We start from the raw sequence: 14,763 nt of genomic DNA, 5'->3' as shown, positions 1-14,763 counted from the left end.
GCTGAACAAATTAATTCCGCTGAATCGATCCATGGCAAGGTCTCGATGGATAACGTTTCGGCATCGGTGGGCTGTAATTACCGTTTATATGTACGAAGCACGCGTTCCGTCGATGAAAGGAGGGGTCCCCTGCTAACGCCTGCGGTATAGGAAGGGACCCCTGCTAACACCTGAGGCAGAGCCGTCGTCCCTGCGGGACGCACCTTGGCAGGTCAGCGGATCTGTCGTACGGTGGCCACGCAAGTGACCCACGGGAGCCCGGTCGACCGGGCTGAGAGGGGGGCTGTGAGCCCCCGACCGTCGAACCTGATCCGGGTAATGCCGGCGCAGGGAGGAGAGTTGCCGTGCCGTCCCTGGGACGACTGCATCTGATCACCGACACCCGGCCCGGGCGGGATCCGCTCGCCGTGCTCCGGGCCGTACTCCCGGTGGCGCGTACCGAATTGCTGGTGCAGGTCCGGGTGGAGGACTCCGCGACCGACCGCGAGGCGTACGACCTGACCCGACGGGTGCTCGCCCTCTGCGCGCCGTACGCGGTCGACTGCCTGGTCAACGACCGGCTGCACGTGGCGTTGGCCACCGGTGCGGCCGGTGGCCACGTCGGTGCGGACGACCTGCCGGTCGCGGCGGCGCGGCAGGTGCTCGGCCCGGCCGCCGTGCTGGGCGCCACCGCCCGCGAACCGGCCTCGGCAGCCGAGGCGGTCGGCGCCGGCGCGAGCTACCTGGGCGTCGGACCGTGCCGGGCCACCACCACCAAGGACGGGCTGCCGCCGGCGATCGGCGTCTCCGGGGTACGTGCCGTGGCCGAGGCGGTCACCGTGCCGGTGTACGCCATCGGCGGGGTGACGGCGGCGGACGTGCCCGCGCTGCGCGCCGCCGGGGCGTACGGGGTGGCGGTGGTCGGTGCGCTCTCCACCGCCGTCGATCCCGCGCGCGTCGCGGGCGAGCTGATCGGGGCGTTGACGTGTTAGCAGGGGGCCCTTCCTATACCGGAGGCGTTAACAGGGGGCCCTTCCTTCCACCGGACGTGGCGGTGGTCGGTGGGGGACCGATCGGGCTGGCGATCGCCTGGCGGTGTGCGGCGCGCGGATTGCGGGTGGTGGTGCACGATCCCGCGCCGGGCTCGGGCGCCTCGCACGTCGCCGCCGGGATGCTCGCGCCGGTGGCCGAGGCGTACTTCGGCGAGCACGAGCTGACCGCCCTGCTCACCGAGTCGGCCGCCCGCTGGCCGGCGTTCGCCGCCGAGCTGACCGAGGCGACCGGCGTCGACATCGGCTACCGCACCGAGGGCACGCTGATGGTCGGGCTGACCGCAGACGACCTCGCCGAGGCGCGTCGACTCTGGGCGTACCAGCAGGGACTGGGGTTGCCGGTGACGCCGCTGCGACCCTCGCAGCTGCGCGACCGCGAGCCGGCGCTCGCCGTCCGGGTCCGTGGTGGGGCGCTCGCCGCCACCGATCACCAGGTCGACCCGCGCCGACTGGTGCCGGCGCTGCGACTCGCCGCCGAGCGGGCCGGTGCGACGGTGGTCCCGGAGCCGGTGCGGACACCGGCCGACGTCCGCGCCGGGGTGACGGTGGTCGCCGCCGGCTGCGGCTCGGCCGCGCTCACCGGGTTGCCGGTCCGCCCGGTGAAGGGCCAGGTGCTGCGGCTGCGCGCGCCCGACGGCGGTCCGCCGGGCTTCCGGCACGTCATCCGGGGGTACGCCGACGGCGAGCACGTCTATCTGGTGCCCCGCGCCGACGGCGAGGTGGTGGTCGGGGCGACCGTCGAGGAGCGCTCCGACCTGGCGGTCGGTGCCGGTGCGGTGCTGCGGCTGCTGCGTGCCGCGACCGACCTGCTGCCGGAGCTGGCCGAGTACGACCTGGTGGAGGCGATCGCCGGGCTGCGCCCCGGCACCCCGGACAACGCCCCGATCCTGGGTCCGTTGCCGGGCCGGCCGGACGTGCTGGTCGCCACCGGTCACCACCGGCACGGCATCGTGCTCACCCCGGTGACCGCCGACCTGATCGCCGACCTGGTGACCGGTGGTTCCCCCGACGCGATCGGCAGCCCGTTCCGCCCCGAACGCTTCGTCGCCGCCGGATCGGGCGAGGGCTTCGGCGCGTCCGGCGACGCCACCCGACCCACGCAGTGAACGGAGGAGTCCTGATGGAGTTGACGGTGAACGGTGTCGGGCGCAGCGTGCCGGACGAGGTCACGGTCGCCGAGCTGGTCCGGGACGTGACCCCGCAGCAGCGCGGCGTGGCGGTGGCGGTCAACGGCGAGGTGGTGCCGCGTACCGACTGGCCGGCGACGGTGCTGCGGGGCGGCGACCGGGTCGAGGTGCTCAGCGCCGCCCAGGGCGGGTGAGCGGGATGGACCGCACACCGTCGATCGACGGGTACGAGACGGACTCCGGGACGAAGGGCTTCGAGCTGGGCGGCGTCCGGTTCGGTTCCCGGCTGGTCCTCGGCACCGGCGGAGCCGCCAACCTGCACGTGTTGGAGCAGGCCATCCGCGCCTCCGGCACCGAGCTGGTCACGCTGGCGTTGCGCCGGGTGGACACCGTGGCGGTCGGCTCGGGTGGCCTGCTCGACCTGCTGGACCGCTGTGGCGTACGTCTGCTGCCGAACACGGCCGGCTGCTACACCGCCGGTGAGGCGGTGAAGGTGGCCCGGCTGGCCCGGGACGCGTTCGACACCGACTGGGTCAAACTGGAGGTGATCGGCGACGAGCGCACGCTGCTGCCCGACGGGGTGGAGTTGCTGCGCGCCGCCGAGGAACTGGTCGACGACGGGTTCACCGTGCTGCCGTACACGTCGGACGATCCGGTGCTGGCCCGGCGGCTGGCCGACGTGGGCTGCGCGGCGGTGATGCCTGCCGGCGCGCCGATCGGTTCCGGGCTGGGCGTCAACAACCCGCACCACATCCGGTTGATCCGTCAGGACGTGACGGTCCCGGTGATCCTGGACGCGGGCATCGGCACCGCCTCGGACGCGGCCCTTGCCATGGAGCTGGGCTGCGACGCGGTCCTGCTGGCCAGCGCCGTCACCCGGGCCGCGGACCCGGTGGCGATGGCCACCGCGATGCGGTACGCGATCGAGGCGGGCCGCCTCGCGTACGGCGCGGGACGAATTCCGCGTCGCTTCCACGCGCTCGCCTCCACCCCCGACGACGGTCGACCCGACCTGTGACCCGCCACCTCGCCGATCGTGGTGCGAAACCGACCCTCCAGAAGCCGTTTCGCACCAAGATCCAGCCGGTCTCGGGTGTAGTGCTGCTGACGGATCGCCGGGCGGTGCGGGGGGACCTGTGCGATGTGGTGGCGCAGGCGGTCGCCGGGGGAGTGCGGTGCGTGGTGCTGCGCGAGAAGGACCTGCCGCGTGCCGAGCGCCTGGTGCTCGCCGCCGAGCTGCGACCGATCCTGGCCGAGGCGGGCGGCACCCTGATCGTCGCCGGCCCCGACCCGCTCCTGCCCGAGACCGAGCCCGCCCCACGGATCCCCAGCACCTTCGGCGGGGCATTCGTCGCGCTCCACCTTCCGGCCGCCGGTCCGTACCCGCCACCCGTCGCCGACCTGGTCGGCCGCTCCTGCCACGACGAGGCGGAGCTGGACCGACTCACCACCGAGGACTACGTGACCCTGTCACCGGTCTTCCCCACCCGTAGCAAACCCGGCTACGGCCCACCGCTGGGCCCCGACGGTCTGGCCGCCCTGGCGAGTCGCAGCCCGGTGCCCGTTATCGCTCTCGGCGGCATCGAGACTCCCGCCCAGGTCCGCGCCTGCCTGGAGGCCGGTGCCAGCGGCGTGGCCGTACAGGGCGCCATCATGCGCGCCCGAGACCCCCGGCAGGTCGCCACCACCCTCACCACCCCGGCCCAGCGATGACCCCCACCCCGCCAGCCTCTCCCAAGGCAGGACACCCGAAGCCGCCACCGATCCGTCTCGACGGGCGACGACCCCGACGGGGCTGCGGCCGACCGTGCCCACGCAGGGATCAAGCCTGACCGCCCGGAGTGGGCACGGTCGGCCGCAGCCCCAAACCGCAACCAGAGCAAGAACAAGCCAAGAGGAGACACGTGAGAACCCCAACGACCGTCCTCACCGTCGCCGGTTCGGACTCCGGTGCCGGTGCCGGCATCCAGGCCGACCTCAAGGTCTTCGCCGCGCTCGGCGCGTACGGCACGAGTGTGCTCACCGCCGTGACCGCGCAGAACACCCGGGGCGTGGACGCGGTGCTGCCGTTGCCGCCGCAGACGGTCAGCGACCAGTTGGACAGCGTGTTGTCCGACTTCACGGTGCGCGCGGTCAAGACCGGGATGCTCGGTACGCCGGCCGTGGCGGGTGCGATCGCCGAGGCGGCGGAGGCCGGTCGACTGCCGCAGCTCGTGGTCGATCCGGTGCTGGTGGCCACCAGTGGACACCGGCTCGGGGTGGTGGAGGCGGTGGAGCGGCTGCTCCCGTACGCCCGGGTGGCGACGCCGAACAGCGCGGAGGCCGCCGCCCTCACCGGGGCGCCGGTGACCGGCGTGGCGGAGATGACGGCGGCGGCGCGGGCGCTGGCGGCGGGCGGTGCCGAGTGGGTGATCGTGACCGGCGGTGACGTGGACACCGGCGACGAGGCGGTGGACGTGCTGCACGGTCCGGACGGCACGACGGTGCTGCGGGCCCCCCGGGTGCCGACCCGGCACACCCACGGCACCGGTTGTTCGTTCTCGGCGGCGACCGCCGTGCGGCTGGCACTGGGCGATCCGGTGCCGGTGGCGGTCGCCGCCGCCAAGGAGTACGTGACCCGCGCGCTGGCCGGTGCGCGGGACTGGGAGTTGGGCGCGGGACGCGGCCCGATGGACCACTTCGGCTGGTCCGCTTAGGCGAGGGAGGCTGTCATGCAGGCACGTCGCAAGGTCTATGTCGAGGGTTCGCGACCGGACGTCCGGGTGCCGTTCGCGGAGGTCGAGCTGACCGGGGACAACCCGCCGGTCCGGTTGTACGACACCGCCGGGCCGGGTTCGGACCCGGAGGTCGGCCTGCCGCCGCTGCGGGGGCCGTGGATCGCCGAGCGGGGCGACGTGGCCCCGGTACGCGGTGCCGGTACCCCGTTGGGCGGGGCGGACGGCAAACGGCCGACGCAGCTCGCGTACGCGCGGGCCGGGATCGTCACGCCCGAGATGGAGTTCGTGGCGATCCGGGAGGGGATGACGCCGGATTTCGTCCGGGACGAGATCGCGGCCGGTCGGGCGGTGCTGCCGCTGAACATCAACCACCCGGAGTGCGAGCCGGCGATCATCGGCAAGGCGTTCCTGGTCAAGGTCAACGCCAATATCGGCACCTCGGCGGTGACCTCCTCGGTGGCCGAGGAGGTGGAGAAGCTGACCTGGGCCACCCGGTGGGGCGCGGACACCGTGATGGACTTGTCCACCGGCAAGCGGATCCACGAGACCCGCGAGTCGATCGTGCGCAACTCGCCGGTGCCGATCGGTACGGTGCCGATCTACCAGGCGTTGGAGAAGGTCGGCGGCGACCCGGTGAAGCTGACCTGGGAGGTGTTCCGGGACACCGTGATCGAGCAGGCCGAGCAGGGCGTGGACTACATGACGGTGCACGCCGGGGTGCTGCTGCCGTACGTGCCGCTGGCGGTCGACCGGGTGACCGGCATCGTGTCGCGGGGCGGTTCGATCATGGCGGCCTGGTGCCTGGCGCACCACGAGGAGAACTTCCTCTACACGAACTTCCGGGAACTGTGCGAGATCCTGGCCCGCTACGACGTGACGTTCTCGCTCGGTGACGGGCTGCGCCCCGGTTCGATCGCGGACGCCAACGACGAGGCCCAGTTCGCCGAGCTGCGGACGTTGGGCGAGCTGACCCGGATCGCCTGGGAGTACGACGTGCAGGTGATGATCGAGGGTCCGGGCCACGTGCCGATGCACAAGATCAAGGAGAACGTGGACCTACAGCAGGAGTGGTGCCACGAGGCGCCGTTCTACACGCTCGGTCCACTGACCACCGACATCGCGCCCGCGTACGACCACATCACCTCGGCCATCGGCGCGGCGATGATCGGCATGTTCGGCACCGCGATGCTCTGCTACGTCACGCCCAAGGAGCACCTGGGGCTGCCGGATCGCGACGACGTCAAGGCGGGGGTCATCGCGTACAAGATCGCGGCGCACGCGGCGGACCTGGCCAAGGGGCACCCGGGCGCGCAGGCCTGGGACGACGCGCTCTCCAAGGCGCGGTTCGAGTTCCGATGGGAGGACCAGTTCAACCTCTCGCTGGACCCGGAGACGGCGCGGTCGTACCACGACGCCACGCTGCCCGCCGAGCCGGCGAAGACCGCGCACTTCTGTTCGATGTGCGGGCCGAAGTTCTGCTCCATGAAGATCAGTCAGGACCTCAAGGAGTACGCCGCCCAGGGGATGCAGGACAAGTCCGAGGAGTTCCTCGCCTCCGGCGGGCGGGTCTACCTGCCGTTGGCCTGACAGTCGCGGCTGGTTACTCCCGATGGTGCCGGCCGGTCGGCCGCAGCCGTCGGCGGGTCTCTTTCGGGAGCGGCTCGTCGTCGGACGACGGGCGGCCGAGTCCGGCCACCCAGTCCACGTACTCCTCGTCCTGCTCGGCCAGCGGTTCCTCCTGCTCCGCGGGGTCGGTCTCTGCGGGGCGGGGCCGGCTGCGCCGGAACAGGCCCCGCCGGCCCTTCTCACGGTCGTGCTTCTGCGGGGCCGGCTCGGCGCGCGGGGTCGGCGGTTTGGTGAACGCGGCCGTCAGGTCGCGGGCGGCCGCCGCCGGGTCGGTGGAGACAGCCGGTGCCGAGCTGGCGAAGGCCGCCGAGACGTCCCGGGCGGCGGTCGCCGGGTCGGGGCCGGCGCTCGACTCGACCCGGTCGGTGTCGCCATCCGCATCCGACGGTCCGGCGGTGCCCGGCCCGCTCGGTGACGCGGCCTCGTTCGCCGGGTCGGGGCGGCGGGCCGGCGCGAAGGCGTTCCAGGTCTCCGTCGTGTTCAGGTCGGGCATCGGGAGGCGGTGCCGGGGCCAGGGCGCGCTCTCCGGCCCTTCGACCGGACGGGCGGCCGGTGTCACGGCGCTGCCCGGTAGACCGCCGCTGCCCGGCGCGTCGGCGTGGACAGTCGGACCAGGATCGGTTCCCGGGGGTACGGGCGTGGCGTCGGCGGCATCCGTACCACCGGCCTGGCTGGGTACCGAGGTCCGGTCCGTGTGCTCGGTCGGGCTCGGAGCGTCGAACGGGCTCGGCGACCGGGTCTGGTCGCCGTCCCGGGTCGCGGGCACGGCTCGGTTCGGTGCCTGGGCCAGGGGGCGCGGTGTGCGGGTACGTCGGGGCGCCCGGTCCATCGTGCCCGTAGCCGGGGTGAGGTCACCGCCGTCGCCTACCGGGTCGGGTCCGGTCGCACCGCTCGCCGCCGGGTCCGTCGCCTGCACCGCAAGGGCCGGCGTCCCGACGACGGCGGAACTGACAGTGTCGGCGCGGACACCGTCGGGGCGGACAGTGTCGGGGCCGCCGACGCTGGACCCGCTACCGATTGGTCCGGCGGTGGTGGGTCCGGCGGCGGTGGGTCCGACGGAGGAGGTGGGGCCGGCGGTGGTGGCCGTGTCGAGATCAGAGGGCGTGGCCGCGTCGTGGTCGGCGGTGTCTGCGGCGCTGGTGGCGGAGTCGGAGTCAGCGGCGGGGGAGGTGCCGGACGCGGTCTCGACGGAGGCGGGTTCGGCCGCGGTGGGACCGGCGTCGATGTCCGACTCGTCCGGTCCGCTGACGCCGGTGGTCGACGGGGCGCCGATGGTCGACGGGGCGCCGGTGGGCGAGTCCTCGGATGCCGCGAGGGAAGCGGTGCCGTCGACGGCCGGTGCGACGTCACCGTCGATGGTCGGGCCGATGGCGAGGGGAAGTCCGGGTCCCGGCGCGGTCTCGGATGCCGGGGCGATCGGCAGGCTGCCCGGCGCGGCGGGCACCGGGGGAGCCGGCTCACCGGGCCAGTGCCAGTGGGGTGGCGACGTGTCGCCGGTGACGGGCAGGTCGGGCCTGGTGTGCGTACCGCCGGGCGGGTCGGCCACCACGACGGCACCGGCGGCTTCCTCCGTGCCGGCACCTGTGCCGGCTGGGCGGTCGGCCTGCGTCGGCAGGGTGGGGGAGGCCGGCAGGGGCTGGAGGATCGCGGTCGGTTCGATGGCGGTCCCGGCGGTGTCGCGGTCGAGGACGGCGAGAGGGAGCAGCGCGGCGGCGGCCGACCCGAGGGCACCGACCGCGACCGCGATCAGGGCGCCGTAGTAGGGCGCGAGCTGGTACCGGTCGCTCGCGTCACCGGGCCCGGCGGCCAGGTAGGCGAACGCCACCAGGATCGGCCCGGCCACCCCGCTCGGTCCGCTGATCAGCGGCGGCTGGCCGCGCCACCGGGCCAGGGCACCGGTCGCGGCACCGGCCAGCAGGCTGAGTAGCGGCAGGAGGAGCAGGGCCAGGCGCTGCGCCGCGTCGGTGGAGAGCCAGCTCGGTTCCAGCACGCCGAGGCGTACCGGGGTCAGTGGCCCGGTCGCCGCGAGCGACGGCGCGACCGACAGCAGCGCGAGCAGCCAGACCGTGCCGGCGATGCCGGCCATGTTCCAGGCGAAGGCTCGCCGGAGCAGGGCGGCCAGCGCGGCGCCCGCGCCCACCACCGCACCGAGGACGGCGCAGATGGCGACGGCCCAGACCGGGTCGACCGAGACGAGTTCGACAGCGCGGGCCGGTCGCATGCACAGCGGTGCCACCACGACGGCGCCGAGCGCGGCGCTGCACGCCACGGCCAGTTGGCGATGCGTACCGGTGAGCCCGCCGTGGCGCTCGGCGAGACGTTCGGTGAGTACGGCACCGACGACGGCGGCGTTCGCCGCGAACCACCCGGCCCAGACGAGTTGGGCCGGCCACTGGTTGACTGTGGTGCCGGTGAAGGCGCCGGTGAGGCGAAGAATGCCGAAGCCGAAGGCGACGCCCAGCTGACCGGCGGCGGCCAGCAGGCTGACGCCGAACGCCGTGAGCAGTAGCCGGCTCAAGGTCCGATGGGCCATGGTCGGCACGTTACGGTCCGTGGCGGCCGATCGCCACCGGCGCGCCGTGGGACGGCTGCTACCTGCGCCCGGCGGGTCTACTTGAGCTCGACCAGGTGAGCCGGGTATGTCGTGTCGCCGACGCTGGTCAGCAGGTGCACCGCCTCATCGGGTCCCCGACAGTCGGGGCAGCACCTCGGCCGCGATCAGCTCCAGGTGGTCCAGGTCGTCGAGGTCGACCAACCGCAGGTGTACGCGGGCGGTCCCGACGGCCGCGAACTCGCCGATCCGGTCGACCAGTTGTTCCGGAGAGCCGACCACCGCCTCCTCGGGCGGGAGGGCGCTGGTCACGTGCAGGGGTGCCGCCCGTCGTCGGGCCTGGGCGTCGGTGCGTCCGATCGCCACCGCGATGCCGGCGGAGAGCACCAGCGGTGCCCGTCCGGTGTCGGCGCGGTCGACCCGGTCGCATGCCTCGCGTACCCGCTCGTATGCCTCGGCGGTCCGGGCGACGTCGGTGAAGGGCACGTTGAACTCGTCGGCGAAGCGGGCCGCCAGGTCCGGGGTGCGCTTGGGACCGCGTCCGCCGATGATGATCGGCGGCCCCGGGCTCTGCACCGGCTTGGGCAGCGCCGGGGCGTCCACCAACTGGTAGTGGTCGCCGCTGTAGCTGTACGTGCTGCCCGACGGGGTGCGCCACAGTCCGGTGAGTACGTCGAGCTGCTCGGTGAGTCGGTCGAAGCGTTCGCTGGTGCCGGGGAACGGGATGCCGTACGAGGTGTGCTCGCGGGCGTACCAGCCGGCGCCGATGCCCAGCTCGACCCGGCCGCCGCTCATCTGGTCGACCTGGGCCGCCATCACCGCGAGCGGGCCGGGCAGCCGGAAGGTCGCGGAGGTGACCAGGGTGCCGAGTCGGATCCGGCGGGTCTCCCGGGCGAGCGCAGCGAGCGTCAGCCAGGCGTCGGTCGGGCCGGGCAGCGCGGGCCCGTCGCTCATCGACTGGTAGTGGTCGGCGCGGAGGAAGCCCTCGAAGCCGCCGTCCTCGGCGAGTCGGGCGAAGCGGAGCTGGTCGTCGTAGCTGGCGCCTCGATGCGGCTCGGTGAAGACGGTGACCCGCACGGCTACCTCGGCGAGCCGGCGGCCGCCGGGTGGTCCCGCTCCATGAGCAGCTCGTGCAGGTCGGCGCTGACCTGGGCGACTTCTGCCAGGTGCGCGTTTCGGCCGAGGGTACGGGGGCGGGGGATGGTCACGTCGACGATCTTGCGGACCCGGCCGGGGCGCGGGCTGAGCACGACCACCCGGTCGGCCAGCAGCACCGCCTCGTCGATGGAGTGGGTGACGAAGACGACCGTGGCGCGGTTGCGCATGTGCACCCGCTGCAACTCCCCGGACAGTTCCTCCCGGGTGAGCGCGTCCAGGGCCGAGAAGGGCTCGTCCATCAGCATCACGCGGGGGTCGCCGATCAGGGACCGGCACAGCGACACCCGCTGCTGCATGCCGCCGGACAGTTCGTGTGGCAGCCGCTTCTCGAAACCGGCCAGCCCGGCCACGTCGAGTAGTTGCCGGGCGCGCTCCCGGTAGTCGGCGCGCTTCCAGCCGAAGATCTCCACCGGCAGCAGGACGTTGTCCAGCACCGTGCGCCACGGCAGTAGGGCCGGCCGCTGGAACAGCATGGCGATGTCCCGGCGCGGTCGGGTGACCGTCTCGCCACCCACGGTGACCTGGCCGGAGGTGACCGGGATCAGTCCGGCGATCAGCCGGAGCAGGGTCGACTTGCCGCAGCCGGAGCGGCCGAGTACGGCGACGAACTCGCCGTCGGCCACGTCGAGGTTGATGCCGCGCAACGCCTCTACGCGGCCGCTACGGCCGTCGAAGGTGCGTGACACCTCGGACAGGCGGATCATCTCCGGCGGCCTCCCTGAGTGAGTAGTCAGGATTCGGTGCAAAGGTTAGCGGTCTCCACCGTTATCTCACCGTCCGGGGTGGAGGTGAGTTGTTTCCGTTCCGCAACCCGGTATGCCTGGCGTCGCAAAGGTGGGGTTCTCGTACGCTGTGCCCGCGAAGAGTCCCCTCGATACGCGGTGTCGGCTTCCGTCCCAGGCTGCCGGTGCCGCCCCAACATCCCCTCCCGGAGGCCCGCGACGCCCCGGTGGGAAAGGACAAGGTGTACTGATGAGAAGGCTGACCCGTACGGTCGCCGCGGCCACGATGGCCACCGCGCTCGCCCTGGTCTCCGCGTGCAGCGGCGGCTCGGACGATGCCGACGAGAATGTCGGGTCCTCGCTGGAGCAGGTGACCTATCTCACCTCGTTCGGCAACTTCGGGCGTGACTCCTACGCCTGGGTGGCGAAGGAGAAGGGCTTCTTCAAGGACGCCGGTTTCGACGTCGAGATCAAGCCCGGCCAGGGCACCAACGGTGTGATCCAGACGATCGTCGGCGGTCAGGCGCAGTTCGGCCCGATCGACCTGACCGGTGGCCTGCTCCAGCTCGGCAACGGCGAGGCCAAGGACTTCGTCGCGGTGGCGGCGATCCAGCAGCGCACGATGGCCGCAATCGCGACCGTCGAGGGCACCGGCATCAGCACGCCGAAGGACCTGGAGGGCAAGAAGCTCGCCGACGCCCCCGGCTCCGTCGTCCGGAACCTCTTCCCGACGTACGCGCGGCTGGCCGGCATCGACTACGAGAAGGTGACCTGGGTCAACGGTGACGCCCAGACCCTGATGGGCACGCTGGCCTCCGGCTCGGTGGACGGCATCGGCCAGTTCGTCGTCGGTCAGCCCACCATCGAGGCGGTGACCAAGAAGAAGGCCGTCCTGCTGCCGTACAGCAACGTCATGCAGGACCTCTACGGCATGGTGCTGATCACCTCGAAGCAGATCGCCACCGACAAGCCGGACATGGTCAAGCGGTTCACCGAGGCACTGCTCAAGGGCCTGGAGTACGCCCTGGAGCACCCGCAGGAGGCCGCCGAGATCCTGGCCAAGAACGTCGAGGCCGTGGTGCCCGCCGCAGCCGCCGCCGAGTTGGAACTGATGGCCGGGTACGTCCGCTCCAGCAACTCCGGCACCGCCCTGGGCGCACTGGACAGTGGCCGGGTGGCCAAGAGCATCGCGATCCTGCGAGGCGCCGGTGCCCTGAAGTCCGACCTCAGCCCGGACCAGATCGTCGACTTCAACCTGGCCCCCAAGGCCTGAGGTCGACCGGTCCACACCAGTTCCACCACGGGGTACGCCGTGCCGGTCAGCCGGTACGGCGTACCCCGATCCCGCGTCTGACCACCCGAACCGCAGGAGGATCCGATGACCGACGTCCGCTCACGGCAGCCGGAGGCGGCACCCGCCCCGGAGCCGGCTCCGGCCGCACCACGTGGCCGGCGGTGGCGGCCGGGAGACCTGCGGGACGGCGCGACGGCCGCGCTGCTGCCGGCCGCCGGCCTGCTGGTCGCGTTCAGTGTGTGGTGGCTGGTCGCCCGGCTGGAGTTGGTCCACCCGGCCGCCCTGCCGCCGCCCGGTGACGTGCTGAACGCCTTCCGGCTGGGTCAGGACCGACTGCTCGAACACACCATCACCACCACCGGCGAGATCCTGCTCGGCTTCCTGCTCTCGGCGGTGGCCGGCGTGCTGATCGGCCTGTCGTTGGCCGCCTCGCGGACGGTCGAGCGGATGTTCACCCCGCTGCTGGTCGCCGTCAACGCGGTCCCGAAGATCACCCTGGGGCCGCTACTGGTGGTGGCGCTCGGCTGGGGTCAGAAACCCATCCTGACGATGGTCTTCCTGCTCTGCTTCTTTCCGATCGTGCTCTCCACCGCGACCGGCCTGACCACCACCTCGGCCGAGTTGGCCGAGCTGGTCCGGTCCTGGAACGCCTCCCGCTGGCAGGCGTTCCGCAAGGTCCGCTTCCCGGCCGCGCTGCCGCAGATCTTCATCGGGCTCAAGGTCGCCATGCCGTTGGCCGCGATCGGCGCGGTGATCGGCGAGTTCCAGGCCGGTGAGGCTGGTCTCGGCTTCGTCATCGTGCAGTACGCGGGCATCGGCGACACCGCCACGGCGTGGGCGGCGATCATGCTCGTCGCCCTGGTCAGCATCCTGCTGTACACCGTGTTGGCGTTCGTCGAGCGTCGCAGCCTGCCGTGGGTGCGCGAGACCACCTCCAGCCGCTGAGCTCGCTCAGCCCGCCAGGCGCCACCGACCGTTCCGGGCGACCAGCGTGGTGAGCGCCTGCGGCATCAGCCCGGAGTGGTTGTCCGGCGTCATCCGGATCGGTCCGGACAGGCCGTCCAACTGGGACGTCTCCAGCACGTCGCGGAGGCCGTCGCGGTTGACCTGTCCGACCGGTCCGCCGGAGCGCAGTTCGGCGTCGGCGATGAGCTGGACGGCGTCCGCCGCGAAGGACGACGAACCGTGGTAGCCGCCGAAGCGGGCGGTGTAGTCCTGGAACCACTGGCGGCGGGCCGCCTTGGCCGGGGTGGTGGCGATGACGTCGTCGATCACCATGGTCTGGGTGAACACCAGGGTCGCCCGCTCCGCCGCCCGGGAGGCCGACCCGAGGAAGAGGTCGCCGGCAGCGGCGGCGTCGAGGTACAGCGGCCCGGTGAAGTCGGCCCGCTTCACCGCTGCGGCGGCGAGCATCGCCTGCTCCGGCGAGGTCCAGATGATGACCCCGTCCGGGTCGGCCGCGGCCAGCGTGGCGGCCTGCCCGTCCACATCGGTGTCCGTGCCCCGGACCGAGGCCTGGGCCACCACCCGGATATCGGCGTTGTCGAACTCGCGCTGGAGCGCGGCGACGCCCTCCCGGCCGTACGTGTCCTCGGTGTGCAAAATGCCGACCGTGTCGATGTTCCGCCGACTCAGTTCGACGGTGAGCGCGTCGGCGCTGTCCGCTGCGTTCGGTGCCAATTTGAACACGTACCGTCGTTCTGCGACCGGACTGGTGATGGCACCGGCGGCGGCGAGCGCGATGGTCGGGATCTGCTTTTCGTTGATGGTGCGCACCGCGCCGACCGCACATTCGTTGCAGCCGCCCATGATGATGGCGCTGACCGCCGAATCGTTGCTGAAGTCCGCGATGTTTCGCAGCGACTCGCTGGCGTCGGAACGATTGTCCTTCACCCGCAGATCGATCGAACGGCCGTTCAACGCACCCGACGCGTTCAACTGCTCGACCTTGAGTTCCAGCGCCTGCCGGTAGGCCTTGCCGACTCCGGCCGCCGCTCCGGAGAGCTCCAGGTCGGCGGCGATGACGATCGGGCTCGTGTCCTTCGCCTCCCCGCCGAACTGGCAGCCGGCGAGCAGAGAAGCCAGCAGGGTGGATGCGAGCGCCGTGGCGGTCGCGGAGCGGAAGGGGGTCAACTCAGTCCTCCTGGTGTGGCGCGGGCGGGGCCCGGTCACTGGTGGCGGCAACCGTCCTCAGTGGATAATTGGGAAGGGTCTGCCGTACCGTGTGCGCGAAGCCTGCAAAACCTTGCCAATGCCGGGCGCTGCGGTCAAGCGGGACCACTGGAGGCGTTTCGGGACGCCGATCCCACATGTTGGGGTAACCAGATGTTTTCCGTTGCTCACTGTGGCGACATGCCTCGCCACTCTGGAGTTACATGCCCTGTTCAGGGCGCTGTGGAAATGTAGGTATTAGTTGACCGGATCACGGGATGCGCGACGTCCGACCGATTCCTGCCCGCCTGCGGCTTCCCAAACACGATCTCGTCTGATGAAATCGCGGCCGTGCCGCGCGTGGCGCTGGCCGTCGCTCCATGCAC

At 72.2% G+C, this 14,763-nt stretch carries 13 protein-coding genes and 1 riboswitch; of the genes, 9 read left to right on the top strand and 4 right to left on the bottom strand.

All coding sequences use genetic code 11. From position 1 onward, the window contains the following. The first annotated feature begins 240 nt into the window (after positions 1-240). Positions 241-350: riboswitch (TPP riboswitch) on the top strand. From ACZ31C_RS08185 to thiC, 7 genes are all read left to right on the top strand, one after another. Next, positions 345-971 carry a thiamine phosphate synthase gene (locus ACZ31C_RS08185; protein WP_465794684.1) on the top strand — a complete coding sequence of 209 codons (627 nt, stop codon included), beginning with the start codon at positions 345-347 and terminating at the stop codon, positions 969-971. (Overlaps the previous riboswitch by 6 nt.) Beyond that, positions 965-2,137 carry a glycine oxidase ThiO gene (gene thiO / locus ACZ31C_RS08180; protein ID WP_465794683.1) on the top strand — a complete coding sequence of 391 codons (1,173 nt, stop codon included), beginning with the start codon at positions 965-967 and terminating at the stop codon, positions 2,135-2,137. The genes ACZ31C_RS08185 and thiO overlap by 7 nt, the downstream gene beginning before the upstream one ends. A gap of 14 nt (positions 2,138-2,151) precedes the next feature. Beyond that, the gene (thiS, locus tag ACZ31C_RS08175) at positions 2,152-2,352 is read left to right on the top strand and encodes a sulfur carrier protein ThiS (RefSeq protein ID WP_396690286.1); all 201 of its coding nucleotides are present in this window, start codon (positions 2,152-2,154) and stop codon (positions 2,350-2,352) included. 5 nt (positions 2,353-2,357) lie between these two features. Continuing rightward, positions 2,358-3,176 (top strand): thiazole synthase, encoded by an 819-nt coding sequence (locus ACZ31C_RS08170; RefSeq protein WP_465794682.1) that lies wholly within the window; start codon positions 2,358-2,360, stop codon positions 3,174-3,176. A 59-nt stretch (positions 3,177-3,235) separates the two neighbouring features. Continuing rightward, positions 3,236-3,871 carry a thiamine phosphate synthase gene (locus ACZ31C_RS08165; RefSeq protein ID WP_465795011.1) on the top strand — a complete coding sequence of 212 codons (636 nt, stop codon included), beginning with the start codon at positions 3,236-3,238 and terminating at the stop codon, positions 3,869-3,871. A gap of 191 nt (positions 3,872-4,062) precedes the next feature. After that, entirely contained in the window at positions 4,063-4,854 is a 792-nt protein-coding gene (gene thiD, locus ACZ31C_RS08160) for a bifunctional hydroxymethylpyrimidine kinase/phosphomethylpyrimidine kinase (RefSeq protein WP_465794681.1), read from the top strand. 15 nt (positions 4,855-4,869) lie between these two features. Next, on the top strand, positions 4,870-6,462 hold the full coding sequence (thiC, locus tag ACZ31C_RS08155) for a phosphomethylpyrimidine synthase ThiC (protein ID WP_465794680.1): 1,593 nt from the start codon (positions 4,870-4,872) through the stop codon (positions 6,460-6,462). 13 nt (positions 6,463-6,475) lie between these two features. On the opposite strand, the gene ACZ31C_RS08150 is transcribed toward thiC, so the two are convergent. From ACZ31C_RS08150 to ACZ31C_RS08140, 3 genes are all read right to left on the bottom strand, one after another. Next, a complete protein-coding gene (locus tag ACZ31C_RS08150) occupies positions 6,476-9,034 on the bottom strand; it encodes a hypothetical protein (protein WP_465794679.1) in 2,559 nt (852 codons plus the stop codon). Positions 9,035-9,178: 144 nt separating this feature from the next. Next, positions 9,179-10,129 (bottom strand): LLM class F420-dependent oxidoreductase, encoded by a 951-nt coding sequence (locus ACZ31C_RS08145; protein WP_465794678.1) that lies wholly within the window; start codon positions 10,127-10,129, stop codon positions 9,179-9,181. Between the two features lie 2 nt (positions 10,130-10,131). Beyond that, positions 10,132-10,914, bottom strand: coding sequence for an ABC transporter ATP-binding protein (locus ACZ31C_RS08140; RefSeq protein ID WP_465794677.1), 783 nt, complete (start codon positions 10,912-10,914; stop codon positions 10,132-10,134). 268 nt (positions 10,915-11,182) lie between these two features. Here ACZ31C_RS08140 and ACZ31C_RS08135 point away from each other — a divergent pair, with 268 nt between their 5' ends. Both ACZ31C_RS08135 and ACZ31C_RS08130 read left to right on the top strand, forming a co-directional pair. After that, positions 11,183-12,205 carry an ABC transporter substrate-binding protein gene (locus ACZ31C_RS08135; protein ID WP_465794676.1) on the top strand — a complete coding sequence of 341 codons (1,023 nt, stop codon included), beginning with the start codon at positions 11,183-11,185 and terminating at the stop codon, positions 12,203-12,205. 105 nt (positions 12,206-12,310) lie between these two features. Beyond that, the gene (locus ACZ31C_RS08130; protein ID WP_449942993.1) at positions 12,311-13,171 is read left to right on the top strand and encodes an ABC transporter permease; all 861 of its coding nucleotides are present in this window, start codon (positions 12,311-12,313) and stop codon (positions 13,169-13,171) included. A gap of 6 nt (positions 13,172-13,177) precedes the next feature. Here ACZ31C_RS08130 and ACZ31C_RS08125 read toward each other — a convergent pair whose 3' ends face one another. Beyond that, the gene (locus tag ACZ31C_RS08125) at positions 13,178-14,359 is read right to left on the bottom strand and encodes an ABC transporter substrate-binding protein (RefSeq protein ID WP_465794675.1); all 1,182 of its coding nucleotides are present in this window, start codon (positions 14,357-14,359) and stop codon (positions 13,178-13,180) included. Between the last annotated feature and the right edge of the window lie 404 nt (positions 14,360-14,763).

This window comes from Micromonospora sp. NPDC023869, assembly GCF_055559695.1.
The sequence above is the reverse complement of the archived record's forward strand: the minus strand, read 5'-3'. Positions and strand labels throughout refer to the sequence as shown.